Annotated in this window: 24 protein-coding genes, 1 other RNA gene and 1 pseudogene; 11 read left to right on the forward strand and 15 right to left on the reverse strand. The window is 71.3% G+C overall.

Annotated elements, in window-relative coordinates:
- Window positions 1-711 (forward strand): histidine phosphatase family protein (locus ABZY11_RS30910; RefSeq protein WP_356482303.1); only part of this gene is annotated, 711 nt, incomplete at its 5' end.
- Window positions 712-896: 185 nt separating this feature from the next.
- On the opposite strand, the gene ABZY11_RS30915 is transcribed toward ABZY11_RS30910, so the two are convergent.
- From ABZY11_RS30915 to ABZY11_RS30925, 3 genes are all read right to left on the reverse strand, one after another.
- Window positions 897-1,103 (reverse strand): hypothetical protein, encoded by a 207-nt coding sequence (locus ABZY11_RS30915; protein WP_356482304.1) that lies wholly within the window; start codon window positions 1,101-1,103, stop codon window positions 897-899.
- A 29-nt stretch (window positions 1,104-1,132) separates the two neighbouring features.
- Window positions 1,133-1,534: RNase P RNA component class A (gene rnpB / locus ABZY11_RS30920), an RNA gene on the reverse strand.
- 50 nt (window positions 1,535-1,584) lie between these two features.
- Window positions 1,585-2,154, reverse strand: coding sequence for a Uma2 family endonuclease (locus tag ABZY11_RS30925; protein WP_356482326.1), 570 nt, complete (start codon window positions 2,152-2,154; stop codon window positions 1,585-1,587).
- Between the two features lie 179 nt (window positions 2,155-2,333).
- On the opposite strand from ABZY11_RS30925, the gene ABZY11_RS30930 reads away from it, so the two are divergent.
- Together ABZY11_RS30930 and ABZY11_RS30935 are read left to right on the forward strand one after the other, a co-directional pair.
- On the forward strand, window positions 2,334-3,074 hold the full coding sequence (locus tag ABZY11_RS30930; RefSeq protein WP_356482305.1) for a MerR family transcriptional regulator: 741 nt from the start codon (window positions 2,334-2,336) through the stop codon (window positions 3,072-3,074).
- A complete protein-coding gene (locus ABZY11_RS30935; protein WP_356482306.1) occupies window positions 3,071-3,934 on the forward strand; it encodes a hypothetical protein in 864 nt (287 codons plus the stop codon). Before ABZY11_RS30930 ends, ABZY11_RS30935 begins: the two co-directional genes overlap by 4 nt.
- Here the strand turns inward: ABZY11_RS30935 and ABZY11_RS30940 are convergent.
- Window positions 3,879-5,321, reverse strand: a complete 1,443-nt coding sequence (locus ABZY11_RS30940) for an RNB domain-containing ribonuclease (protein WP_356482307.1) — start codon at window positions 5,319-5,321, stop codon at window positions 3,879-3,881. The genes ABZY11_RS30935 and ABZY11_RS30940 overlap by 56 nt on opposite strands.
- A gap of 127 nt (window positions 5,322-5,448) precedes the next feature.
- On the opposite strand from ABZY11_RS30940, the gene yaaA reads away from it, so the two are divergent.
- The 6 genes from yaaA (at window position 5,449) to ABZY11_RS30970 (ending at window position 11,125) form a co-directional block, all read left to right on the forward strand.
- The gene (gene yaaA / locus ABZY11_RS30945; RefSeq protein ID WP_356482308.1) at window positions 5,449-6,249 is read left to right on the forward strand and encodes a peroxide stress protein YaaA; all 801 of its coding nucleotides are present in this window, start codon (window positions 5,449-5,451) and stop codon (window positions 6,247-6,249) included.
- 97 nt (window positions 6,250-6,346) lie between these two features.
- Window positions 6,347-6,967: a bifunctional 4-hydroxy-2-oxoglutarate aldolase/2-dehydro-3-deoxy-phosphogluconate aldolase gene (gene eda, locus ABZY11_RS30950; RefSeq protein WP_356482309.1), complete on the forward strand. Its 621-nt coding sequence runs from the start codon at window positions 6,347-6,349 to the stop codon at window positions 6,965-6,967.
- A 194-nt stretch (window positions 6,968-7,161) separates the two neighbouring features.
- Entirely contained in the window at window positions 7,162-7,305 is a 144-nt protein-coding gene (locus ABZY11_RS30955) for a hypothetical protein (protein ID WP_356482310.1), read from the forward strand.
- A 477-nt stretch (window positions 7,306-7,782) separates the two neighbouring features.
- Window positions 7,783-8,877, forward strand: coding sequence for an aldo/keto reductase (locus ABZY11_RS30960; protein ID WP_356482311.1), 1,095 nt, complete (start codon window positions 7,783-7,785; stop codon window positions 8,875-8,877).
- Between the two features lie 222 nt (window positions 8,878-9,099).
- A complete protein-coding gene (locus ABZY11_RS30965; RefSeq protein ID WP_356482312.1) occupies window positions 9,100-9,957 on the forward strand; it encodes an AfsR/SARP family transcriptional regulator in 858 nt (285 codons plus the stop codon).
- A gap of 43 nt (window positions 9,958-10,000) precedes the next feature.
- Window positions 10,001-11,125, forward strand: coding sequence for an alpha-hydroxy acid oxidase (locus tag ABZY11_RS30970; RefSeq protein WP_356482313.1), 1,125 nt, complete (start codon window positions 10,001-10,003; stop codon window positions 11,123-11,125).
- A 20-nt stretch (window positions 11,126-11,145) separates the two neighbouring features.
- Here ABZY11_RS30970 and ABZY11_RS30975 read toward each other — a convergent pair whose 3' ends face one another.
- Complete coding sequence (locus ABZY11_RS30975) at window positions 11,146-12,318, reverse strand: class I SAM-dependent methyltransferase (protein ID WP_356482314.1); 1,173 nt, start codon at window positions 12,316-12,318, stop codon at window positions 11,146-11,148.
- A 34-nt stretch (window positions 12,319-12,352) separates the two neighbouring features.
- Window positions 12,353-13,093, reverse strand: a complete 741-nt coding sequence (locus tag ABZY11_RS30980; protein WP_356482315.1) for a TylF/MycF family methyltransferase — start codon at window positions 13,091-13,093, stop codon at window positions 12,353-12,355.
- Window positions 13,094-13,321: 228 nt separating this feature from the next.
- Here ABZY11_RS30980 and ABZY11_RS30985 point away from each other — a divergent pair, with 228 nt between their 5' ends.
- Entirely contained in the window at window positions 13,322-14,308 is a 987-nt protein-coding gene (locus ABZY11_RS30985; RefSeq protein WP_356482316.1) for an acyltransferase domain-containing protein, read from the forward strand.
- Window positions 14,309-14,363: 55 nt separating this feature from the next.
- On the opposite strand, the gene ABZY11_RS30990 is transcribed toward ABZY11_RS30985, so the two are convergent.
- Complete coding sequence (locus tag ABZY11_RS30990; RefSeq protein ID WP_356482317.1) at window positions 14,364-15,290, reverse strand: NADP-dependent oxidoreductase; 927 nt, start codon at window positions 15,288-15,290, stop codon at window positions 14,364-14,366.
- A gap of 212 nt (window positions 15,291-15,502) precedes the next feature.
- Here ABZY11_RS30990 and ABZY11_RS30995 point away from each other — a divergent pair, with 212 nt between their 5' ends.
- On the forward strand, window positions 15,503-16,702 hold the full coding sequence (locus ABZY11_RS30995) for a cytochrome P450 (protein WP_356482318.1): 1,200 nt from the start codon (window positions 15,503-15,505) through the stop codon (window positions 16,700-16,702).
- A 68-nt stretch (window positions 16,703-16,770) separates the two neighbouring features.
- On the opposite strand, the gene ABZY11_RS31000 is transcribed toward ABZY11_RS30995, so the two are convergent.
- The 8 genes and pseudogenes from ABZY11_RS31000 to ABZY11_RS31035 all read right to left on the reverse strand — a co-directional run.
- Window positions 16,771-17,766: a beta-ketoacyl-ACP synthase 3 gene (locus tag ABZY11_RS31000; protein WP_356482319.1), complete on the reverse strand. Its 996-nt coding sequence runs from the start codon at window positions 17,764-17,766 to the stop codon at window positions 16,771-16,773.
- Window positions 17,767-17,850: 84 nt separating this feature from the next.
- Window positions 17,851-18,693: an NAD(P)H-binding protein gene (locus ABZY11_RS31005; protein WP_356482320.1), complete on the reverse strand. Its 843-nt coding sequence runs from the start codon at window positions 18,691-18,693 to the stop codon at window positions 17,851-17,853.
- A gap of 73 nt (window positions 18,694-18,766) precedes the next feature.
- Window positions 18,767-19,177: a lipocalin-like domain-containing protein gene (locus ABZY11_RS31010; RefSeq protein WP_356482321.1), complete on the reverse strand. Its 411-nt coding sequence runs from the start codon at window positions 19,175-19,177 to the stop codon at window positions 18,767-18,769.
- Window positions 19,174-20,970 (reverse strand): FAD-dependent monooxygenase, encoded by a 1,797-nt coding sequence (locus tag ABZY11_RS31015; RefSeq protein ID WP_356482322.1) that lies wholly within the window; start codon window positions 20,968-20,970, stop codon window positions 19,174-19,176. Before ABZY11_RS31015 ends, ABZY11_RS31010 begins: the two co-directional genes overlap by 4 nt.
- Before the next feature lie 46 nt (window positions 20,971-21,016).
- Window positions 21,017-21,616: a malonic semialdehyde reductase gene (locus tag ABZY11_RS31020; RefSeq protein ID WP_356482323.1), complete on the reverse strand. Its 600-nt coding sequence runs from the start codon at window positions 21,614-21,616 to the stop codon at window positions 21,017-21,019.
- Window positions 21,617-21,631: 15 nt separating this feature from the next.
- Entirely contained in the window at window positions 21,632-22,381 is a 750-nt protein-coding gene (locus ABZY11_RS31025; RefSeq protein ID WP_356482324.1) for a cyclase family protein, read from the reverse strand.
- Entirely contained in the window at window positions 22,378-23,208 is an 831-nt protein-coding gene (locus tag ABZY11_RS31030) for an aromatase/cyclase (protein ID WP_356482325.1), read from the reverse strand. The genes ABZY11_RS31025 and ABZY11_RS31030 overlap by 4 nt, the downstream gene beginning before the upstream one ends.
- A pseudogene (locus ABZY11_RS31035) lies at window positions 23,205-23,561 on the reverse strand (hypothetical protein); the annotation flags it as partial. The pseudogene ABZY11_RS31035 and the gene ABZY11_RS31030, both read right to left, overlap by 4 nt.

The raw sequence follows: 23,561 nt of genomic DNA on the forward strand, positions 1-23,561 counted from the left end.
GCCAGGGCCCGCGCGGCCCTGGCCCCCCGGCCGGGGGCGGCCTCCCCGGCGGCCCCGCAGGTCGGCTGGGGCGCGGCACCCGATCTCGGGACGCCCGCCACCTTCGTACTGCTCCGGCACGGCGAGACCGCCCTCACCCCCGAGAAACGGTTCTCGGGGAGCGGCGGCAGTGACCCCGAACTCTCGGCGGCCGGCCGGCACCAGGCCGATCGCATCGCCCGGTCACTGGCCGCCCGCGGCACGATCGAGGAGATCGTCAGCTCCCCGCTGCGCCGCTGCCGCGAGACGGCGGCCGCGGTGGCGGCCCGGCTCGGCCTGGAGGTCCGGATCGAGGACGGCCTGCGCGAGACGGACTTCGGCGCCTGGGAGGGCCTGACCTTCGCCGAGGTGCGGGAGCGGTACGGCGCCGACCTGGACGCCTGGCTCGCCTCCGCGAAGGCGGCCCCCACCGGCGGCGGCGAGAGCTTCGCCGAGGTCGCCCGCCGGGTAGGAGCCACCCGCGACCGCCTCACCACCCGCTACGCGGGCCGCACGGTTCTCCTGGTCACCCATGTGACGCCGATCAAGACCCTGATCCGACTGGCACTCGGCGCCCCGCCGGAAGCCATGTTCCGGATGGAACTCTCGGCGGCCTCGGTCTCGGCGGTGGCGTACTACGCGGATGGCAACGCGTCGGTCCGGCTGCTCAACGACACGTCGCACCTGCGGTAGAGGGCGGGGGCCCCTGGGGCCCGCTCCGTGCGGGCGTGATGCCCGGGGGGACGTCCTGGAGCCGTTCGCCCGCGCGGACGGCGGTCCACGCGAACGCGGCCATCGCACGGACTCGTCCGGGCCCGCCTCCGGACGGCGTTCGGGCGGGAGCCCGGCAGGTCCGGCGGTGGCGACGGCAGAATGCCTCATACGGTCGAGCGCGCCTGGCGGCCACCGCTGCCGTCCACGGGCGCGTCCGGAACCCGGCTCCTGCCGAGCAGCAGCACGGCGACGATGAACCAGCACAGCGCGACGACGGCATCGGCATACACGACGATCGCGCGCGGCAGCCCGGCCCGGTGCACGGCCACCATCGCGAGCCCCGCCGACCCGATCCCGACGACGAGCAACACGTACCGACCTGGTCAGAGGCCCTTGGCGGCAGACGAGTCGGGCTGTACGCCGGGTTCTGTCGCCCGGTCGCCTCGCGGCGGCCGGGGAGACGGCCATCCATCTAGGACCGGCATTGCTGCCGGTCTCGTGCGGTCTACCCGCGAACTCGGGCGGGCCGCCCTCGATCATTCGCGCAGGGCCGCCTCGCGGCGCCCCCTCTTGACCTTGCTCCGGGTGGGGTTTACCTAGCCGCCTGAGTCACCTCAGGCGCTGGTGGTCTCTTACACCACCGTTTCACCCTTACCGGGAACCGAAGTCCCCGGCGGTCTGTTTTCTGTGGCACTGTCCCGCGGGTCACCCCGGGTGGCCGTTAGCCATCACCCTGCCCTGTGGAGCCCGGACGTTCCTCGGGGAGATCCGAAGATCCCCACGCGACCGTCCGCCCGGCTCGTCTGCCGTGCCGACCATGCTACCCGCCTGGCGGGGGCCGTCGGACGGCGCTCAGATGAACGCCTCGGTCTCCAGATCGAACGCGAACGGAGCGGGAAGAGAAAGCGGCTTGCCGAACGGAATCGTGCAGTGCTGACGGTAGTCGTCCCCCTCCGGGTCGCTGAACAGCGTCACCGAGGACTGCTCCCGGTCGACCAGGAGGTAGAGGGGGACAGGTCCGCGGGCGTAGCAGTGACGCTTGTCCGTGCGGTCGGCCCGGGGCTTGGACGAGGTGACCTCGACGACGAGGGCGACCCCCTCGCACGGCATCCAGGGGTCCGCTCCCCGGTACAGACGCAGTTCGGTGGGGGCGAAGGTGCCATCGGGGATGACGTGGTTCCTGGGACAGCGTCCGCCGCTCTTCAGCTTCAGTCCCTTGTTCCCGGAAAAGTCCATGTCGGTCCGGGCGAGCCTGATCACCTGCTTCAGAATCAGGCTGATGCAGTCCTCGTGGTCCCCGTCCGGCGGCGGCGTCACGACGATCTCCCCCTCGATCAGCTCGGCCCGGAAGCCCTCCGGCGTATCCAGCGCCAGGAAGCCCTCCAGCAGGACGTCCGCCTGCGTGAGCGGTTCGTGCGGCATGGCACTCATGTCACGCCCCTTCCTCGGTCGCTCGCCAGATCGGGACATCAGTGGATCAGCCGTCCGTGAGATGGGAGTACTTCCTTCGATCGTGGCACAGGAGGGTGCGGAGTTGTCAGATGCGGACGGGTGCGGTGAGTACTTGACCCTGCCGTTGCGTCAACGTTTCTACTGGACTCATGCGCATCGGAGAGATCGCCGCGCTCGTCGGGGTCACCTCGCGGGCGATCCGGCACTACCACCACATCGGCCTGCTTCCCGAGCCCGTGCGCCGGGCCAACGGCTACCGCGCCTACAGCGTCCGCGACGCCGTGGTGCTGGCCCGGATCCGACGGCTCACCGAGCTCGGGCTCGGTCTGGACGAGGTACGGGACGTCCTCGCCGATGAGGCCGGGCGCGAACTCGTCGAAGTCCTCGTCGAGCTGGATGCCGATCTGGCCCGGCAGGAGAACGAGATCCGGGAGCGGCGGCGTCGGCTGGCCCGGTTGCTGGACGGGCCGTTGAGCGCCGAGGAGCCCGTATCGCCCGCGCTGGCCGAACTGCTGGGCACGGCTCCGGCCACCGGCTCCCCGATGGCTGCCAAGGACCGCGAGCACCTGGTGCTGCTGGACACGACGGGTGTCGGCAGTGAGGTCTACGCCGCGCTGCGGCCCCTGGCCGAGGACCCGGCCGTGCACGCGCTGTACGAGCGGCTGGACGCATTGGCTGCGGCGCCCGTGGACGATCCGCGGATCGCTCCGCTCGCCGCCGATCTGGCCGCCGCCGTGCCGGACGAGGTGCTGGCGGCCATCCCCGGCGGGCCGGTCCTGACGGGGTTCGGTCAGGCCCTGCTCGACGACTACGCGCCCGCGCAGGCCGAGGTGGTGCGCCGGGTGATGGCGGCCCTGACGGCACGCGTGGCGGAGAGGGGAACAGGATGAGCGTGCGGATTGCGCGGTATGCCGTGGGGGCTGTGCCGGCTGTCGAATTGGGTCTGGGCGGCTGCCTGCTGGCGGGGGTCCGGATACCGGGTGCGGTTCTGCTCGGTGCCGAGGCCCTGGTGGTTGCCGCCCTCGGGTTCGAGGGCGTGGTCCTGTGGCGGCTCTGGCTCGTGGGCCGGCGTGCGGGTGCCGGGCGGCGGGAAGCGATGGGTGCGGCGCTCCGTACCGTCGTGCCCGAGAAGGTGCGCCGTCTCGTCGCGCACGAGGTGCGCGCCCTGCGCAGTCTCGGGCTGTGGGTGCTGCGGAGGCGTCATGGCGTGCCGGAGGGTGCCCTTGCCGTCCCGTACACCGGGCCGCAGACCGCCATGATGTACGGCCTGGTCTTCGTCGCTCTGGTCGAGACGGTGATGCTGGCGCTGCTGATCCCGTGGCCGGTCGTGCACAGGGTTCTGCTCGTGCTCGATGTGTACGGGGTGGTCCTGGTGCTCGCCCTCCATGCCGCGTGTGTGACCCGGCCGCATGTGGTGGACGCCGACGGGGCGCTGCGGCTTCGCTACGGCGGGCTGTTCGACCTGCGGGTTCCCGCCGGGGCGGTCGCCGGGGCGCGGGTCGAGCGGCGCTATCCCGAGGGCGGGCCGGTGCGGCCGGGGGCGGACGGGGTGCTCGACCTCGTCGTGGGCGGGCAGACGACGGTGACCGTGGAGCTGGTCTCGCCGGTGGCGTTCGTGCGGCCGCTCGGGAAACGGGGGTGGGCGCGGACGGTGCGGTTCCATGCGGATGATCCGGGTGCCGCCGTGGCCGCGCTCACGCGGGGGCGAAGAGGACCTTCGCCGAGCCAGGATCCGCCTGGGCGAGCCTGACCCGCAGCCGTTCCCCCAGCGGGAGCTTCGCGTCGCCGCCCTCGATCCGGGCGACGACGGCCGGGTCCTCGATGTGGACGGTGCCCGTGGTGGGCTCCTGTTCCTTCACGTCGACCACGTACGCGTCGAAGACCTCGCCGATCCGGTCCTTGAGCAGCGCGGCCTCGACCAGGTCGACGCACTCGCGCTCGACGGTGTTGGCGCGCCTGGTCCCGTCCGCCATCTCCTTCGGCAGGCCGGGCAGCGCGGCGCGGACCCACTCGGGCGGGTCCTGATCCGCGACGGCGGCGAGGCACAGCTCGGCCGCGTACCGGTCGACGAGGCGGCGCAGCGGGGCGGTGCAGTGCGTGTAGAGGTCGGCGACGGCGGCGTGGACGGCGGGGGTGGGGAGTTCGCCGTGGTCGAAGACGGTGTAGCCGGCGCCGCGCAGCAGGGTGGTGCACTCCTGGAGGAACGCGGCGTGGCCGGCCTTCCTCGGGTCGAGCGAGCGGACGACCTGGGCGTACGGGACATGGTGCGGCCAGTCGATGTGCAGTGCCTGCGCCGAGCGGCGAAGCCGGGCCACGGCGCCGTCCGGGGCGACCGGCAGCGTGCGCAGGATGCCGGAGCCGGTCTCGGCCATGAGACGGGCGGCGGCCATGCCGGTCAGCAGGGAGATCTGGGCGTTCCAGCCGTCGGCGGGCAACGGGGCGCGGTATTCGAGGCCGTAGCCGCCGTCGCGCTCGACGATCTCCTGCTCGGGCACGTTGAGGGAGATGCCGCCGCGGGCGACCTCCTGCTCCTCGCGGAGCCGCCCGATGTCGCGGAGCAGGGCCAGGGGTTCTTCGGCGGTGCCGGTGTCGAGCTGCCGCTGGACGCCCGCGTAGTCGAGCTTGGCGCGGCTGCGGACGAGGGCCCGGCGCACCGAGGTGGTGACGACGACGCCCTCGTTGTCGAGGTCGATCCGCCAGAGCGCGGCGGGGCGGGTCCGTCCCGGCAGGAGGCTGGCGGCGCCCTCGGAGAGCAGGGCGGGGTGCAGCGGCACCCTGCCGTCGGGGAAGTAGAGGGTCGTCACCCGGCGGTGGGCCTCGGTGTCGAGTGCGCCGCCGGGGCGTACGAAGGCGGCGACATCGGCGATGGCGTAGTGCACCCGGTAGCCCCGGCGGCGGCGTTCGAGGTACATGGCCTGGTCGAGGTCGGTCGAGGTGGGCGGGTCGATGGTGAGGAACGGCAGGTCCGTCGCGTCCTCGTGGGCCGATACCGCCGGGTCCTTCGCCGCCTGTGCCGCTTCGGCGAGGACCTCGGTAGGGAAGGCGTCGGGCAGGTCGAGCTCGGTGCGCAGTTTGCGCAGGGACGCCCTCAGCGGGGTGTCGGCCGGCCCGGTCATACGGAGATGGCGGCGGGGCATGGAACCGAGCGTATGGCGGGGCGGGGCGAGCGGCATCCCGGGTGGCGGCCCGGCCGGTTCCGGTGTGCCCGTACGCTGGCGCGGGGGCCCGGTCCCGCCCCGTCTGTGCGTACGAAGGAGAACCGCCGTGCTCGTGCTGTTGCCGCCCTCCGAAGGAAAGGCCGCCTCGGGGCGCGGTGCTCCCCTGAAGCCGGAGTCGCTGTCGCTCCCGGGCCTGGCCGAGGCGCGGGCGGCGGTTCTCGACGAGCTGGTCGAGCTGTGCGCGGCGGACCAGGACAAGGCCCGCGAGGTGCTCGGGCTGAGCGAGGGGCTGCGCGGCGAGATCGCGAAGAACGTGGAGCTGCGGACGGCGGGGACGCGTCCGGCCGGGGAGATCTACACGGGGGTGCTGTACGACGCACTGGATCTGGCCTCCCTGGACACGGCGGCCAGGCGGCGGGCCGGGAAGTCGCTGCTGGTCTTCTCCGGGCTGTGGGGCGCCGTGCGGGTGGGCGACCGGATTCCGTCGTACCGCTGCTCGATGGGTGTGAAGCTGCCGGGTCTGGGCGCGCTCGGGGCGTACTGGCGTGACCCGATGGCACAGGTGATGCCGGAGGCCGCCGGGGACGGACTCGTCCTGGACCTGCGGTCCTCCGCCTACACCGCGGCCTGGAAGCCCAAGGGCGAGGTGGCGGAGCGCACGGCGAGCGTGCGGGTGCTGCACTCCCAGCTGGTGGACGGGGTCGAGAAGCGGTCGGTGGTCAGCCACTTCAACAAGGCGACGAAGGGGCGGGTGGTCCGCGATCTGCTGGTCTCCGGTGCGCGGCCGAAGGGGCCCGCGGAGCTGGTGGAGGCCTTGCGCGGGCTCGGGTACGTGGTGGAGGCCGAGGCTCCGGCGCGGGCCGGGCGGGCGTGGTCGATCGATGTCGTGGTGACGGACATCCACTGAGCCACCGGCCGCACGTGGGCCGGCTGCCGAACCCCTCGTGTTGCATCATGTGCAACGATCGTTGCGTACGGTGCGATCGGCGCGGCAAGATGAGCCCATGACCTCCTCTGTGCTGGACCTTGCTCCCGTCGTGCCCGTAGTCGTCCTGGAGGACGCCGCCGACGCGGTGCCGCTCGCCCGCGCCCTGGTCGCGGGCGGGCTCCCGGCCATCGAGGTGACGCTGCGCACCGCCGCGGCTCTGGACTCGATCAGGGCGATCGCGGCCGAGGTGCCGGACGCGGTGGTCGGCGCCGGCACGGTGATCTCCGTACGGAATGTCGCCGACACCGTCGCCGCGGGGGCCCGGTTCCTGGTCAGCCCCGGCTGGACGGACCGGCTGCTGGACGCGATGAAGGCGTCGGGGGTGCCGTTCCTGCCGGGTGTCTCCACGACGTCCGAGGTGGTCGCGCTGCTGGAGCGCGGGGTCACCGAGATGAAGTTCTTCCCGGCCGAGGCGGCCGGCGGCACGGCGTACCTCAAGGCGCTCTCCGCACCGCTGCCGCAGGCCCGCTTCTGCCCGACCGGCGGCATCGCCCTCGGCTCCGCGCCGTCCTATCTGGCGCTGCCCAACGTCGGGTGTGTGGGCGGCAGTTGGATGGTTCCGACGGACGCGGTCGCGGCGAAGGACTGGGCGCGGGTGGAGCGGCTGGCGAGCGAGGCGGCGGCGCTGCGCGGCTGATTCTCCCCTACCCGCCCCTTCCCGGAACCGAACGACCTCGCCGACGCGATCGCGGCCGTCCTGCGGACCCGGCCGGAGCGGCGTGAACTCACGGTCGATCCCGAGAAGCCGTGCACGGCAGCCGAGTTGGCGCAGGCCGTGCACGACGCCGTACGGCCCGTACCGGTACGGACGGAGCCCGGTGACGGGCCCGGGTGCACGCATGGACGGCCTGCCCGGATGCCGTACGGCCGCCCGGCTGGACGCCCGTGACGGGCCTGGCGCGGGGATTGCACGCCTTCGCCCAGTGGCTCGCCTATGAGGGTGTCCTGCTCACCGAGGACCGACCGGGGGACTGACTGGGGTTCCGACCGGAGGGCCGATCGCCGGCGGAGAGCCGCCGTCCCGTTCGGCCAGGGTGCAGGTCCTGGAGCGGTAACCGGGGATTCCAGAATTTGGCCGGGAAAATCAAGAATTCAGTCCGGACAGTTGCGGAACATTATATTCCGTACATTCAGTGGCGCGTACATCAAAAAGCCAGGCCAGAGTATCCGGCTATGCGTGACCGTATGGCCGGAGCGAGGTCGGATCGATGTCTGGTCATTACGTATCGAGGCATCCGTCCCATTTGTTGATTATTCGCGCATACGCATGCCCCCCGAGGGGTTGCTTTCGGCCCTCCCGGCCGGGGGCTGTTGATAGTGCCGATGGACTCATGAAGACTGATCAGGTGCAAGATCGTCGACCGAGAAATCGCCCATCCGAAAGGCAGTGTAAACGAAAAGTAAATATTTTCCAATGATTCAACCGTACGAGTCGTCGAGGAGGATCGTGTTGTGGAGTACCGGAGACTCGGCCGGACGGGCACTCGCGTCTCCGCGCTGAGCCTGGGCACGGCCACCCTGGGGTCGCGCTGGGGTCCGCGCTGGTCGATGGCGCCGGCCGAGGCCGACGTGCTGATCGACACCGCGCTGGAACATGGAATCAACCTGTTCGACACGGCGAACGTCTACAACGACGGGGAAAGCGAGGAATGGCTCGGCCGTGCATTGAAGCAGCGTTCCGCTCGCGACCGCGTCGTTCTGTCAACAAAGTTCGGCTATCGCGTCGACCATTCCGATGTCAACAGCGGTGGATGCAGCCGCCGGGCAATGACCGCCGCCGTCGAGAATTCACTGACCCGGCTGGACACCGACTATATCGATCTGTATTACGTCCATCTCTGGGACCGGGTCACATCCATCGAGGAAACGCTGGAGACGGCGACCGACTTGATCGCCCAGGGCAAGATCCGCTATCTCGGCCTGAGCAACGTACCCGGCTGGTACCTGGGTTATGCGGACGGGCTGTGCGCGGGAAGGGGGCTCCCACCGATCGCCGCGGTGCAGTTGAACTACAACCTGCTCACCCGCTCGTTGGAACACGAGCACCTCTCGTACGCCGAACACGGCGGCACCGGTCTCGTCTCCTGGGGGCCCCTGGCCGGAGGCCTGTTGGCGGGCCGGTACCGGGTGGATGCGCGAAGACGCCGCCTCGAAGGGGCCGGACGGCTGACCGAAGGCATCCTGGGAGCCACCCTCAGCCCCTTCCAGGACATCGTCCACCGCACCCTCGCCCGCCTCGATCAGCTCTCGGAGCAGACCGGTGAAAGCCCCGCGCGGCTGGCCCTGGCATGGCTGCTGCGCAACCCCCGCCTCACCAGCGTCACCCTCGGTGTGTCCTCGCGGGCGCAGCTGCTGGACAACCTGGCGGCGGCGGACACCGAACTGCCCGACGGAGTGATGGCCTCGCTCGACGAGGTGTCCGCCCCGTCCACCCCCCACCCCTACGACTTTCTGACCCAGGAATACCAGGACCTGGTCCATGGCACCCCTGCGAGCGACCCGAGCAAGGTCGGGCAGGCGTCGATGGACCAGCAGAGAACCAACTGACACTGCGGGAGCGCGGACACCGTGCCGCCGGAGGCGGGCGGTGGGCCGCCTCCCTGTGCGGTCATCGCATCCGGGCTGCGGGTACGCCGACGACGTCGTACCGCTCTGTCCGGTCTTCGTCATGTCGGGACAGCCGACCAAGCCGGGCGTGACGCCGATCGACCATCACCTCGCGCGACGTCACGGCGTCTCGCCGGTTCCGACCAGCCCGTGGGAGCAGACATGCGTTTCGGCCTACTCGGCATGCTAGAGGTCTTCGATGGGGAACGAAGGGTGACGCTTTCCGCACCAAAAGTGCGCAGCGTGCTGGCTCTGCTGCTTCTCCACAGCGGCCACGTCGTGCACACGGCCTCGCTCATCGACGAACTGTGGGGAGAGAACCCCCCGTTGACCGCTCTGACCACCCTGCACACCTACATCTACCAACTGCGCAAGGCGATCCCGGTCCGACGCACGACGGGCTCGGACGGGGGTCCGGGGGAGCCGGCGCCGACCGGGTCGGCACAGCCCCAGTGGCTGCGCACCGCGTACGCCGGTTACGTCGCCGACATCCCGCCGGAATCCATCGACCTACGCCAGTTCGAGAGTCTCGCCGCCCAGGGGAAGAGGGCCCTGGAGCGCGGGGTGATGGCAGAGGCCGCCGGCCTGCTCAGGGCCGCGCAGTCCTGCTGGCGCGGACCGTTCGCCGCCGACGTCCGGCACGGCAGGGCGCTCAGTGCCTACGCCACCAAACTGGACGAGGAATGGCTGCGCGTGGTGGAGCAGGCCGTCGAAGCCGAGATGGCGCTCGGCCTGCACCGGGAAGTGGTCGGCGAATTACGGCAGTTGGTCATGGAGCACCCGTTCTCCGAGGGGCTGTACCAGCAGCTGATGCTCGCCCTGTACCGGTCCGACCGGCGCTTCGACGCGATACAGGAGTACCAGTGCCTGCGCCGGAACATGGTCGAGGAGCTCGGCCTCGAACCCTCGCGCGCGGTCCAGCAGCTGCACGAGGCCATACTCAACTCCGACCCCTCACTCGACTTCCGCTACGCCGACCGGCCGCGGCCCCGGCAGCACAGCGACTGGTCGGCACATTGACGTTCTGCCCCGCTCGACGAGGGCTCTCCCGAGGAGGATCACCGTGGCAACCGACACCGCACCGCCCATCAGCAGCGGCACGGCCGAGGAAGAGGCGCGCAAACAACTGCCCGCCGAGACGTTCGAGTACGCGAGCGGCGGTGCCGGGGACGAGTCCACCGTGCGCCGCAACACCGCGCGCCTGGACTCGTTTTCACTGGTTCCCCGGATGCTGCGGGACGTCTCCGGCATCGACACCGGGACCGACGTCGTCGGGGGCCGGCTGGCCGCTCCGTTTCTCGTCGCCCCCATGGGCATGCAGGGCATCTACCACGAGGGGGCCGAGAGCGCGGCGGCGGCCGCCGCCGCCCACCTGGGCCTCGGGTTCTGCCTGTCGACGTTCGCCACCCATTCGCCGAAGGAGGTCGCGGGCGCGGCGGGCCGGCAGGTGCGCTGGCGACAGGTGTACCTGATGAGCGACAGCGGGCTCACCGACGCCCTGGTCGAAGGAGCCGAGGAAGCGGGCTTCGACGCGGTCGTCTGCACGGTGGACGTTCCGGTGATGGGGGTGAGCCGGCGCGACGCGGGCAACGTCTTCGACCACTCCAGTCAGGCACTGCGGGAGCCCGCCGCACAGCCGGCGGTGGCGGACGAGCCGTACTTCACCCGGCTGCTGGCCCAACGCCGCCGCGAGGCACCGGACACGAGCGCCCAGGAGGTCATCGACACGCTGTTCCCGAACCCCGCCGGCACCTGGCAGGAGCTGGAGCGGCTCATCGACCGTTCCCGGCTGCCGGTGATCGTCAAGGGCGTGCTCCACCCCGAGGACGCGACCCGCGCGATCGCGGCCGGTGCGGCCGCGGTCGTGGTGTCGAACCACGGCGGCTACCAGCACGACCGGTCCGTGACCAGCATCGACGCCCTTCCCGGTGTTGCCCGGGCGGTGGGCGGCAGCGTGCCGGTGTACTTCGACTCCGGGATCCGCCGCGGCAGCCATGCGGCGGTCGCGCTGGCCCGCGGAGCGTCGGCCGTGCTGGTGGGCCGGCCGGTCCTGTGGGGCCTCGCGGTGGACGGCCGGGACGGGGTCGCCGCCGTGCTGCGGGATCTCGTCGAGGACCTGCGCAACACCATGGCGATCGTCGGCGCCCGGACCGTGGACGATCTGGCCGGAGCCACCGTTCCGGACTGACCCGGCAGCCCTCCGGTGGGCTACCGGGCCGGGTGCACCTGAGGTGTGACCGCGTTCCAGAACGGCCTGCGGGGGACCCACTGCGGAAGGGCGCCGGCGCCGCCGGCGCCCTTCTCCAGGAACGCGATGTTGTGATGCAGGTTCAGACCGGCCAGCGAGCCGGCGAGGTCCGCGCTCCCGCCGTCGGTACGGAGTCCGTGGCCCATGCGGTCACGCAGCGAGTTCACCATGGCCAGAGCGGCCGCGATGGAGTCACCCGGCGCCGCGTCGCCGTCGTGACGGGCCCAGGACGAGGCCGACAGCTCCCCGATGACGTACCAGCCGCCCGGACGCAGTCGCGGGTACAGGTGCTCGAACGCGGTCAGGACGTCGCCCGCGGCATGGCTGCCGTCGTCGATCACCACGTCGAAGGGTCCGTGCTCGCGGCAGAGCCGGTCGAGGAACGCCCGGTCGTCCTGGCGCCCTTGGAGCGTGGTGATGCGGTCCTCGTCCAGGGGGGACTTGTCGAACACGTCCACCCCGTAGATCTGTCCGCGCGGGAAGAAGTGTTTCCACATCCGCAGCGAACCGCCGCCCTCGTCGGGGCGTTCGTAGCCGCCGATGCCGAGTTCGAGCAGCCGGATCTCCTGACCGCGCAGCGCGCAGAAGTGGCGTTCGAAGTACGGCGCGGACAACTGGAGGCTGCCGCACCGGTCCGAGTCGTGCCGCAGGGCCAGGGTGCCGAGCCCGGGGCTGTGCGAGGTGCAGCCGGAGATCACCGCGTCGGCGGCCCGCGCGATCCGGTGCAGCCGCTCGGTGTCGGGGGACAAGTGGTCCTCGCCGGGCAGGAACCGGGTGACGCGCATGTCCGGGCGCCGGCCGGTTTCGGACCGGTAGAGCTCCAGCACGAGGTCGGCGATGGAGCATTCGAGCCGCACATCGGCATCGGCGGTGGCCGCCCGGGTGCGCGCCGGCCGTGCCCCCTCGGTGACACTGAGGGCCGTGGTGTGACGTGCGGGACCGTGGGTCAGCTCCAGCCCGACGGTGGCCGTTCCGCAGTCCGCCGCCGGCTCCGAGCGGAAGAGGATCTCGTCCACCAGTACCGCCGCGACCGCGTCCGTCCCCCAGCGTTCCACCACCTCGGTGATGCGCCGCCAGCCTCCCGAGGCGCTGTGCAGAACTGATTCGACGAGCTCGGTCCTGGTGGTCGTCACGCGGTCTCCCTCGCGGTCGTCGAAGCGGTGCGGTTCAGCCGCGCTGCCAGAACATCGCCACACCGTCGATCGGCTGGAGCGGCTCGGTGATGCCGTGCTTCCTGCGGTAGGTCTCGACCGCCTCACTGCACGGGGGCAGCACGTAGTCGTCCACGATGACGTAACCCCCGGGCGAGAGCCGGGGGTAGAGGTTCACCAGGGCGTCCATCGTCGAGTCGTAGTGATCTCCGTCGAGCCGGATCACCGCGAGCTTGTCCACCTCGATGGACGGCAGGGTGTCGGCGAACCAGCCGGGCAGGAAGCGGACCTGCTCGTCGAGCAGGCCGTAGCGGGAGAAGTTCTCCCGTACCTGTTCCAGCGGCACGGCGAGGAAGTCGTTGTGCAGATGCCACTGGAACTGCTGGTCCTCGGGGTGTGCCTGTTCGTCCGCGACCGGCATCCCCTGGAACGAGTCGGCCAGCCAGACGCGCCGGTCCAGCACTCCGTGCGCCTTGAGAACCGCACGCATCAGGATCGACGAGCCGCCGCGCCACACACCGGTCTCGATCAGGTCGCCCGGGATGTTCTCCCGGATCACCGACTCGACGCAGTGCTGGAGGTTCTCCAGCCGCTTCATGCCCACCATGGTGTGGGCGACGCTCGGCCAGTCGCGCCCTTCCTGCCGTGCCTCCTCGTTGTCCTCGCCCCACACCCGCACCGCCGGGTCGGCGTAGATGGTGTTCGTCAGCACCTTCTTCATCAGGTCCAGATAGAGATCCGCACCGTGGTTCGACATGTGAGGTCAGCCTTTCGCCGTGGGCCGGACATGTGGCCGGGTGGCCGGGGCCACGGTGTCGCGGTGGTCTCCAGTCGGGATCCAGCGGTGCTGGAGGTGGCCGGCGGCGGCCGTTGGACCAGGAGTCCGCCGGGGTATGGGTCGATCGGCCGGACACCGCGGGCGGCGCGGCGCACCGGAACGTGCGGCAGCCGCCCGCGTCGGTACGGGAACACGGAGGAGAGATCTGTGACACGGCGACGAGTCGTCCTGCTGCTGCCGGGACAGGGGGCGCAGCGCGCCGGGATGGCGGCGGGACTCTACGGCGTGCAGCCGGAGTTCACCCGGTGGATGGACGAGATGTTCGCGGCGCTGGGCGCCGACGGCGACGAGCTGCGGGAGCTGTGGCTGAGCCCGGCGACCGCCGGGGCGGTGGACGAGGCCGTGGTGGCCCAACCGCTGCTGTTCGCCGTCGGCCACGCGCTCGGGCGCGCGGTGCGGTCCGCCGCCCAGGAGCCGGATGTATTGCTGGGGCACAGTGTGGGCGAACTCGTCGCGGCGTGCCTGGCCGGCGTCTTCACCCCGGCGGAGCTCGCGACGGCCGTCGCCGGCCACGTCCGGCGTCTGGACGACACCGGACGCGGCGGCATGCTGGCCGTCGCGGCCACCACCGAAGAGCTGTCCGCTCAGCTGCGTGCGGGGGCCGTCGTCGCGGCCGAGAACGGTCCTCGGCAGACCGTGCTCGCCGGCTCCGACAGCGTCCTCGCGGCGGTGCGCGGGCAGTTGGAGCGCCGGAACATCACGCTGCGCACTCTGGGGTCCGGGCACGCCTTCCACAGCCCGGTGATGGTTCCGGCCGCGCGGCGGTTCGGGCAGGACCTGGGCCGGCTCGGGCCGCGGCCACCGCGGGTGACCATCATGTCCACGAGGACCGCACGCCCGGTGAGCGCCGGTCAGGCCGTCGATCCCGCCTTCTGGGCCGACCAGATGTGGCTTCCCGTACGGTACTGGCCCGCACTGCGCTCACTGCTCGACTCCGAGGGCCACGACCCCGGGCTCGTACTGCTCGACGCGAGCGCGGACCGCAGCCTCGCGGTCGCCGCACGCGGTCATCGGGCCGTCCTGCGCGGGCCGAGCAGTGTCCACCCGCTGCTGGCCCGGAGCGATCGGGCGGGCACCGTCGCGGACGCCGAAGCCTTCGCGGCGGCCGTCGCGGCGCTCCGCTCCGGGGTGTGACGTACCGGGGCGTGATGTACCGGCGTGTGATGTACCGGCCTGTGACGTACCGGTGTCAGTTCGGCACGATGATCAGCTTGCCGCGCACATGGCCGGCGGCGCTCTCCCGGTGGGCGTCGGCCGCCTGGGACAGCGAGTAGGTCTGGGACACGGACAGGCCGAGTCCGCCGCTCTCGACCAGCGCGGCTGCCTGCTCAAGACGCTCACGGATCGTGTCGGGGCCGGCGAACACGAACCGCACACCGTGCTCCGCCGCCCGGTGATCGGCGATGGTGACCACGCGTTCCGGGCCGCCGGTCAGTTCGACGAGGGCAGGCAACGAGCCCTTTCCGGCGGCGTCGAATGCCGCGTCCACGCCCTTCACGGCGACGGCACGGGCCCGCTCGGCGAAGCCCTCGCCGTACGTCACGGGTTCGGCACCGAGCGAGCGCAGATACGCGTGATTGTGCTCGCCGGCCGTACCGATCACCGTCGCGCCGAGATGCCTGGCGATCTGCACGGCCACGGACCCGACGCCACCGGCCGCCCCGTCCACGACCAGGGTCTCCCCGGACTTCACCCCGAGGTCCGTGAGCACCTGGTACGCCGTGTTGACCGCCACCGGCAGCCCGGCCGCGACCTCCCACGACACACCTTCGGGCTTCCGCGCCAGCTGCGCCGCGGGTGCCAGTGCGAACTCGGCGTAACTGCCGGAGCCGATCGAGCCGAAGACCTCGTCACCCACGGCGAAGTCGGTCACGTCCGCACCGACCTCCGCGACGACACCGGCGACGTCACCGCCGGGCACCGAGGGGAACTCCACCGGCATCATCGCCGCCACGGCCCCGCTGCGCAGCTGCCAGTCCAGCGGGTTCACCCCGGCGGCGCGGACCTCCACCAGCACCTGCCCGGGACCCGGGCCGGGCACCTCACGGTCCACCACGCGTAAGACCTCGGGGCCCCCGTACTCCGTGAACTCCACAGCACGATATGTCTTTACCATTTTTGCCCTTTGTCTATGTAGGTTTTACCAGGTCTTTCGGGACCTCTGACGTTCTGTCAAGTCCCGTGTGCAAACTATCGAAATAAAGCTCGGCGGGCCATCCGGGTTCGGCCAACTCCCGTTGAAATGAGCGGTCCTTGAGCGAGTCGGGGGGCGGCCTCTCGTAGGTTCGAAGCGATGGAATGTGCCAGGAACCGCAAAGGGAGTACGTCATGACAACACATGCCCCGCGGCTTCCGTTTGAGCGGACCACCGAGCTGGGTCCGCCACCGGAGTTCGCCGCGCTGCGCGCGGAGCAACCGCTGCGGCGGGTCGGGTGCCCGTTCGGCGGCGACGCGTGGCTGGCCACCCGGCACGCCGATGTGCGGAAGGTCTACGCGGACCCGAGGTTCTCCCGGGCCGCGACGGTCAACGCGGACGTGCCGCGGGTGAGCCCGGCGCAGACCCCGCCCGGCGGGCTGTTCGCCATGGACCCGCCGGAACACAGCCGGCTGCGCAAGCTGGTGGCGGGCACGTTCACCATGAAGAACGTGCAGCGCTGGCGGCCCCGGACGGAGCAGATCGTCGACGGACTCGTGGCCGGAATGAGGGAGCACGGATCGCCCGTCGACCTCGTGCACCACTTCTCGGTACCGCTGCCGGTCACCGTGATCTGCGAACTGCTGGGCGTACCGGCGGTCGACCGCGGCTACTTCGAGCGCTTGTCCCGGCTCATGCTGAGCACCACGGCGGCGACCGGCGAGGAGATCGACGAAGCGATCGGCACACTGCTGGAGTATCTCGGCAAGCACGTGGCGGAACGCCGCGCCCGGCCGTCGGACCGGCGCTCCCGAGACCTGCTGACCGACCTGGTGGAGGCGCGGGACGAGACGGACCGGCTCAGCGAACAGGAGCTGGTGCAGATGGGTGTCGACCTGCTCGTCGCGGGACACGAGACCACGGCCAATCAGCTCTCGAACTTCACCTTCACCCTGCTGGACACCGGCCTGTGGTCGCGACTCCTCGAAGAGCCCGGACTGCTCGACCCGGCGGTCGAGGAGCTGTTGCGGTACGTCCATCTCGTCAACGGCGGGACCACGCGCATCGCCCTGGAGGACGTGGAGTTCGACGGCACGGTGGTGCGCGCCGGCGAGGCGGTCATCGCGGCCATCGGAGCGGCCAACCACGACGAGACGGTCTTCGACGAGCCGGACCGCATCAAGCTGGACCGGTCCCCGAACCCGCACGTCGGATTCGGGCACGGTGTGCACCACTGTCTCGGCGCGCAGCTGGCGCGCCTGGAACTGCGGGCCGGGCTCGGGGCCCTGCTGCGTGAGTTCCCCACACTCCGGCTGGCCGGCCCGAAGCAGGACATCCCCTGGCGGGAGGGGCAGTTCGTGCACGGTCCCACGGAGCTGATGGTCACCTGGTGACCTGCCGGTGAGCCGTACCCAGCAGTGCGGAGCCCGTGGCGCGTCTGTACGCGCCACGGGCCACGGCTTCATCGGGGCAGCAGGACGGTCTGGGCGGCGAAGTTCAGACCGGCGCCGAAACCGGCCAGCAGGGCCGTATCGCCCGCGGCCACCCGCCCCTCGGACAGCAGGGCGTCCAGGGCGAGCGGAATCGAGGCGGCCGAGGTGTTGCCGGACCTGACCACGTCGGTGGCCAGCACGGTGCCCTCGCCCAGGCCGAGCCGCTCGGCCATCAGCTCGGTCATCCGCAGATTGGCCTGGTGCGGCACGAACGCGGCCAGATCGGCCGGCGCCAGGCCCGCCGCCGAGAGGGCCCGGCCCGCGGCCGGGGCCACCTCCTCCATGGCCCAGCGGAAGACCCTTCTGCCGTCCATGCGCATCCAGGGGCGCGGACCCTGCCGGGCCCAGGGCCCGGTCATCCGCAGGGCGTTGCCGTACGCGCCGTACGCGCGGCGCACCACGGGGCCGACGCCCGGTTCCGGTGCCGGTCCGACCACCGCGGCGCCCGCCCCGTCCGCGAACAGGAACGCGATCGTGCGGTCGGTGGGTTCCACGATGTCGGTCATCCGCTCGGCACCGATCACCAGGACCCGCTCGGCATCGCGGACCCGCACCGTGTCGGAGGCGATCGCGAGGGCGTGGCAGAAGCCCGCGCAGGCGCCCGACAGGTCCAGGCCCGCGGCCCGGCCGGCCCCGAGTTCGTGGGCCACGCGGACCGCGAGCGGCGGTGTCTGGACCAGGTTGGACATGCTGGCCACCAGCACCAGGTCGATATCGGCCGGGGCGGTGCCTGCCCGCGCCATGGCCTGTTCCGCGGCTGCCGCGGCCATCACCGGCAGCGTCTCGTCCGCACCGGCGAAATGCCGCTGGGTGATGCCGCTGCGGGTCTCGATCCACTCCTCCGTGGAGTCGATCGACCGGCACAGCTCGGCATTCGTCACCACCCGCCGCGGGCGGTAGCCTCCGACGCCGAGCAGGGCGCTGTGCCGGGGTGCGGACGCGAGGATCACGGGTGCGGACGCCATTGTGCTCCTTCCCTCGGTGCGCGTTCACGGGGCCCCTTCGGGGCGGCCTCGCGGGGCCGCCCCGAAGGCACCTGGCCGGTCCGGTCAGCGAAAGTCGTCGGCGTGGTCGACGGCCCACTGGGCGTAGGGACGGCCCGGCCTGCCGGTGAGCTGCAACAGCGCGTCCACCACGGGCACCGGTCGCTCGTTCCAGGTCACCAGATAGGTCAGGAGCTGGTTGATGACCTCCTCACGGCCGCCGCCCCAGCGGCTGAGCGTCTGCCGGTACGTCTCCGGCTCGATCTCCTCGAACTCGATCTCCCGGCCGATGGCCTTCCCGAGCAGCGTGACCTGCTCGCGCTGGGTGTTGGACTCGGGGCCGCTCATCACATAGGCGGCGCCGGCATGTCCCCGCTGGGTCAGGGTCAGCGTGGCCACATCGGCGATGTCGTCCTCGTGCACCGCGGCCGCGTGCGACAGCGGATAGGGCGCACGCACGGTGTTGTCCGCACGGATGGGGCGGGCCCACTGGAGCGTGTTCGTGGCGAAGGTCCCGGCCCGCAGGAAGGTCCACGGCAGCCGGGACTGGCCCAGTGCGCGTTCCACCGCGACGTGCAGGCGGGCGATGGGGTTGGTGTCCGCGTCCCGGAAGGTCAGCGACCTGGTGGAGAGCAGGGTCACATGGTCCACCCCGGCCAGCTCCATGGCCTCGATCTGCTGGTCCACCGTCGAGGGGTCCGCGTACAGGAACACCTTCTGCACGCCGCGCAGTGCCGCGCTCAGTGTCCCGGGCCTGGACAGGTCCAGCTCCACGACCTCCGTGTCACGGGACAGCGAGGTGTCCGCGGGGTCGCTGGTACCCACCCGCACGGTCTCACCCGCCGCGAGCAGCTTCCGCGTAACGCTGCGGCCGACATGTCCGCGGCCTCCGGTTACCAGAATGGTCACAGTCTCTCCTCATCAGTACGGATCGCATAGCGGTGCCGCCGGATCGTCCGGACGGACACGATGTGGCGTTCGGTCAGCGCGGCGGCATGCCGTGTGCGGGGGTCCGCCGCCACTCCAACACCCTTTGCTGTTCACGGCCGTTGACCTGGACCGAGCCGTCCAGCGTCAGACGGTCCCCGTCGAGGCGTGCCGAGCGGGTCTGCTCGGTGCCGACCCATGGGCGGCGTGGCGTGATCTCGATGGCGTGCATCACCCGGGAGCCCGCCACCCGCCAGGTGCCCGTGTATCCCATGTAGTCGTTGCTCCCGGGCGCGGGGGCGGCGTCCGGTGCGCGCATCATGTGCACCGACACATGGCCGTCCGCGGTGTAGATGAGGGTTCCGCGAGGGGCGGTGCCCAGCGGCCCTTCGACACGGGTGCCTTCGGCGTCGACGTCGTGGAAGGAATCGAGCGTCCACACACCGATGAGATCGGCGGGGTTCACCGCCGGTCTCCGGTCGGTGCCGCAGGCGTACGGGCGGGGGACCGGCCGGTACCGAACCAGGTGCGCAGGGCGCGTACCAGCGGCCGGGTCCGCGGTGTTTCACCGGTTCCCAGCGCCCAGGCGACGTAGCCGTCGGGCCGGAGCAGGACCGCGGCCAGATCGTCGCGCCCGGACTTCGCGGACACGACGTCCACGCGGTCCGACCACCTCGCCCCGATGTCGCGCAACGTGGCGCAGTCGGTGAAGTCGAGCAGCAGTCCCCTTCCCGGGGAGGCCTCTTGACTGTCCGTCACGTCGTAGTCGGACAGGAAGGTGCCGACCGCACCGTGCCCGTCCGTGCCGTATCCCTCGTCGGTCCCGCTGAGCAGGGCACCGACGTACTGGCGCACGGCCGGCACATCCATCATCCGGCCGACGAGGTGGCGCAGGGCGCTGCTGTGCGGATCGGGTCGCATCAGCGCCGTCTGGGCACGGACGTTCGCCAGCAGCCGGGCACCCACCGGATGCCGTTCCTCGTGGTACGTGTCGAGCAGCCGGGCCGGTGCCCAGCCGTTGAGGGTGGCCGCCAGTTTCCAGCCGAGGTTGGCGGCGTCGGTGATGCCGGTGTTGAGGCCCTGCCCTCCGAACGGGGCGTGCACATGGGCCGCGTCGCCGGCCAGGAGGACCCGCCCGGCGCGGTACTCCTCCGCCTGGTACGCCGTGTCGGTGAACCGGCCACCGGCGGCCATGCGGGCGATCGGAACGGTGGTCCCGGTGACGCGCCGGAGACTGTCCTGGAGCTCCTGGGAGGTCAGGGGTCCGGCGTCCGGGGCCGGGGGCCCGTCGAACTCCAGGGTGGCGACCCGGTTGACGCCGAGGCCCCACGCGAGGAGTCCGCCGGCGGTGTGGTGGAAGCCGGGTTCGAGCGGCGGTTCGCCCTCGAACCCGACGACGGACTGCCGGCCGGTCAGGGTCGCCTCGGTGCCGGTCAGCGGGATGCCGGCGAGCCTGCGTACGGTGCTCTCGCCGCCGTCGCAGCCGACCGCGTAGGCCGCGCGGAGGCGTCGCTCGCCGCCGGGCGCCGCCGCCGTGACCCACACGCCCCGGTCGTCCTGCTCGATCCCGGTCACCTCGTGCTCCCACACCACGTCCACACCGAGTGCGGCGACGTGCCGGAGCAGGATGTCCACCAGGGCCGGCTGCTCCACGCGCATCCGGCGCAGCGAGGCGTCGGCGTGCTCGACCTTCTCGATGCCGGCGAGGTGCTCCTTCGGCAGGGCGTGCCCGACCGCGCCCGTGGTGTTGTCCGCCATCGCGTGGTAGCGCTCGATGGTCTCCTGCTCGGCCCGGTCCAGCTCGTCGGCCAGTCCCCGCCTGCGCAGCAGCGCCGCCGCGAGCGGTCCGATCGACCCGGCCCTGACCATCGTCTCGGGGGTGGCCCGCCGTTCGAGCACGGTCACCTCGATGCCGTGGACGGCCAGTTCGCCCGCCAGCGCGAGGCCGACCGGGCCGGCCCCGACCACCACCACGGGCAGTCGCTCGCCGGAGTCCGTGTCCTCGTCGCCGCTGCCGGTCTGCGGTTGGTTGAGCCGGTCCAGCAGCGCCATCGGGGTGCCCAGACCGTGAACCTCCTCGTCGGATATCCGGATGCCGTGATCCCGCTCGATCCGGGCCACGGACTCCAGTACCGCCAGAGAATCGAGGCCCAGGGCGTCGAAGTCCGTGTCGAGTGCGTCGTTCCCGATGCCGACGAGTTCCTGGTTGCCGGAGCAGTCGGCGAGAATGGTCAGCAACTGACCTGGTTGGATGCTCATCTCTTCTCCCTCCATGAGGCTGTGGTGCGGTGACGACGCGGGAACATCACACGCTGCGGACAACTTCTCGGTATCCCAGGCGGGGCAGTCGCGCGGAGAAGGCGTCGGCGCCGGGGTGGCCGATGTTGACGATGCTCATGACGAGCACCGGTTCGCCCGGGAAGAACTCCTTGTGGACGCCCTCGGGGTCGAAGCCGGCGATCGGCCCCGCTGCCAGGCCGCCGGCACGAATCCCGATGATGAAGTAGCCCAGTTGCAGGGCCGTGTTGAACACCGCGGACTCACGGCAGGCGTGCTCGTCGGCGTAGGCGTGGCGGGCGTTCGGGGCGTGCGGGAAGAGACGTGGCAGTGTGTCGGGGAAGCTCAGGTCCGCCGCCAGGACCGCGACCAGGGGAGCGGACGCGACCTTGGCCCGGTTCCCCTCCCGGACATGGTGCAGCAGCGCTTGTCTCGACTCGTCGGAGCGGACCAGCACGACCCGCATCGGCTGCTGGTTCATCGAGGTCGGGCCCCACTTGACCAGGTCGTAGATCGCCTCGATCTGCTCGTCGCCGACCGGTGTCGGGGCGAACGTGTTTGCGGTTCTCGCTTCCCGGAACAGCAGGTCCTGCGCTGCTTCGTCCAGGGCCAACGGATGGCCGGCCATGCTCGTCCCTCCTGATCACGCGTCGCAGATGGCCACGACTCGGGTCCAGCCCGCGCCCGCACCGGTGACCGGCACCGGGAAGCACGCCACCATGTAGCCGGTGGGGCCCGGCAGTTCGCCCAGGTGGGCCAGCTTCTCCAACTGGAGGTAGGGGTGGCTGCGCCCCGCGACGTGCGCGGGCCACAGCACCGACCGGTCGCCGGTGCGCCGGTAGTCCTCGATCATGTGCGGAATCGGCCGGTCCAGGCCCCAGGCGTCGATCCCGATCACCTTCACGCCCTGCTCGGCCAGGAAGACGGTGCCCTCTCCGGTCAGCCCGGCGAACGTCGTCAGGTAGTCGCTGCTTCCCCACAGGGCATCAGCGCCGGTCCACAGCAGCACGATGTCGCCGGCGACCGGTACGTGCCCGATGCGGGCGAACTCCGCCTCCAGCATCGCCACGGTGATGCCCTGCCCCGCCGGGACGTTGCGGAAGTCCAGCCGCACACCGGGGCCGTAGCACCACTCCAGCGGGACCTGGTCGATGCTCCTGGCCGGGGCGTCACCGGTGAGCGGGCCGTAGTGCAGGGGCGCGTCCATGTGCGTGCCGGTGTGGGTGGTCAGTGTGACGGTCTCGTTGGAGATGGCCATGCCACCGGGGAAGTCCTCCGGGGAGAGCCCCAGCACGGTGGCCCCCGCCACGTGGTCGAGCAGGTCGATCTTCACCGGGGTCGCTTCGCTGTCGATCTGCTCGGTGGGAACACTGAGGTCGACCAGCCGGGTCATCGGTCGCCCCCGTTGCCCGCCGCGACGGCCTCCGCCGTCTTCTTGACCGCGCCGAGATCGGCGACGCTGTTGCGTTCCACCGCGGCCCGCAGCATCGTGTCGGCCTCCTGCGGGGTGAGCTTGCCCGCGACCTTTCCGTCGACCGCGTCCCTGGCCCTGAACTCGTGGGTCAGTACCAGCTGGGTGGTGTCCTCGCCCAGCGGCAGGGCCCGCCACTGGCCGCCCATGTGGCCGACGATCGGCGCGTGCTCCAGCTGCCGGTAGCTGATGATCCGGTTGCCGGCGTCGATGTCGCGCCGGGAGATCCAGGAGCTGGTCTCTCCGTTGACATCGACCACGAGCCGGGCGATCTGGTGGGTCGGCGACTCCTCAAGGATCTTCACGTCCTGGGTGGGCGGGAAGATCCTGGCGTAGCCCTCGACGTCGACCAGGATGTCCCAGACCACGGCGATCGGGGCGTGCACGGTGACGGTGTGCTCCGCGTGGTGCAGGGGATTGGTCGCGGGAACGGCGGTCAGCGGGGGGTGGTTGGCGTAGGCGGCCTCGTAACTGATCCTGGAGCGCCAGGCGGCGATGAACGCGTGCGTGGAGGTCAGCTCCGAGAACTTCCGCATCGTCTCGCTGTCCTCGCACACGATCTGGGCGATCGCGGTGCCGGTCATGCCGACGGCCTTCTCGTCCACGGGCAGCCACTCGTGGGACCGGTGGTCGAAGCCGACGGACAGCCCGGTGTCCAGGACCGTCTCCCTGAGTTCCTTCAGGAACTGCTCACGGTCCTGGACCGAGACGGATTCGGCGAACTTGTAGATCAGGGTGTGGCAGATCATCGACTCTCCTCGTGGTGGGGCAGGGATGCCCGGAATGTTGTTGCGAACAGCGCGTTGCTCCGCCCGGCGTCGACGGCCGCGTGCGAGGTCGCGGTCTGTACGTCGCGCCAGAGCCGCTGGACGGGGTCCTGGGCTGTGTGGGCGCGGCTTCCTCGCGCGCGGAAGAGGCGGTCGGTGGCGGTGCGGGCCAGGTCCGCGGCGAGCGCGGCGTCCCGGCCGTTGCGCGCGGCTTCCAGTCCGCGGACCGGGCCCTGGGTGTCGAGGCGCAGACAGGCCTGTTCGACGAGCAGGGCCGCGGTGTCGATCTCGGCCGCCGAGCGGGTCAGCACGGCGTCGCGGTCGGGGCCGGTGCG

Source organism: Streptomyces sp. NPDC006510 (genome assembly GCF_040611955.1).
GTDB lineage: Bacteria > Actinomycetota > Actinomycetes > Streptomycetales > Streptomycetaceae > Streptomyces.

What these genes read in the sequence shown, in the direction of transcription:
- ABZY11_RS30925 (WP_356482326.1), bottom strand. Translation starts at nt 2,154, where the DNA reads ATGCCGCACGAACCGCTCACGCAGGCGGACGTCCTGCTGGAGGGCTTC.
- ABZY11_RS30930 (WP_356482305.1), top strand. Translation starts at nt 2,334, where the DNA reads ATGCGCATCGGAGAGATCGCCGCGCTCGTCGGGGTCACCTCGCGGGCG.
- ABZY11_RS30935 (WP_356482306.1), top strand. Translation starts at nt 3,071, where the DNA reads ATGAGCGTGCGGATTGCGCGGTATGCCGTGGGGGCTGTGCCGGCTGTC.
- ABZY11_RS30940 (WP_356482307.1), bottom strand. Translation starts at nt 5,321, where the DNA reads ATGCCCCGCCGCCATCTCCGTATGACCGGGCCGGCCGACACCCCGCTG.
- eda (WP_356482309.1), top strand. Translation starts at nt 6,347, where the DNA reads ATGACCTCCTCTGTGCTGGACCTTGCTCCCGTCGTGCCCGTAGTCGTC.
- ABZY11_RS30965 (WP_356482312.1), top strand. Translation starts at nt 9,100, where the DNA reads ATGCGTTTCGGCCTACTCGGCATGCTAGAGGTCTTCGATGGGGAACGA.
- ABZY11_RS30980 (WP_356482315.1), bottom strand. Translation starts at nt 13,093, where the DNA reads ATGTCGAACCACGGTGCGGATCTCTATCTGGACCTGATGAAGAAGGTG.
- ABZY11_RS30990 (WP_356482317.1), bottom strand. Translation starts at nt 15,290, where the DNA reads ATGGTAAAGACATATCGTGCTGTGGAGTTCACGGAGTACGGGGGCCCC.
- ABZY11_RS30995 (WP_356482318.1), top strand. Translation starts at nt 15,503, where the DNA reads ATGACAACACATGCCCCGCGGCTTCCGTTTGAGCGGACCACCGAGCTG.
- ABZY11_RS31000 (WP_356482319.1), bottom strand. Translation starts at nt 17,766, where the DNA reads ATGGCGTCCGCACCCGTGATCCTCGCGTCCGCACCCCGGCACAGCGCC.
- ABZY11_RS31015 (WP_356482322.1), bottom strand. Translation starts at nt 20,970, where the DNA reads ATGAGCATCCAACCAGGTCAGTTGCTGACCATTCTCGCCGACTGCTCC.
- ABZY11_RS31020 (WP_356482323.1), bottom strand. Translation starts at nt 21,616, where the DNA reads ATGGCCGGCCATCCGTTGGCCCTGGACGAAGCAGCGCAGGACCTGCTG.
- ABZY11_RS31025 (WP_356482324.1), bottom strand. Translation starts at nt 22,381, where the DNA reads ATGACCCGGCTGGTCGACCTCAGTGTTCCCACCGAGCAGATCGACAGC.
- ABZY11_RS31030 (WP_356482325.1), bottom strand. Translation starts at nt 23,208, where the DNA reads ATGATCTGCCACACCCTGATCTACAAGTTCGCCGAATCCGTCTCGGTC.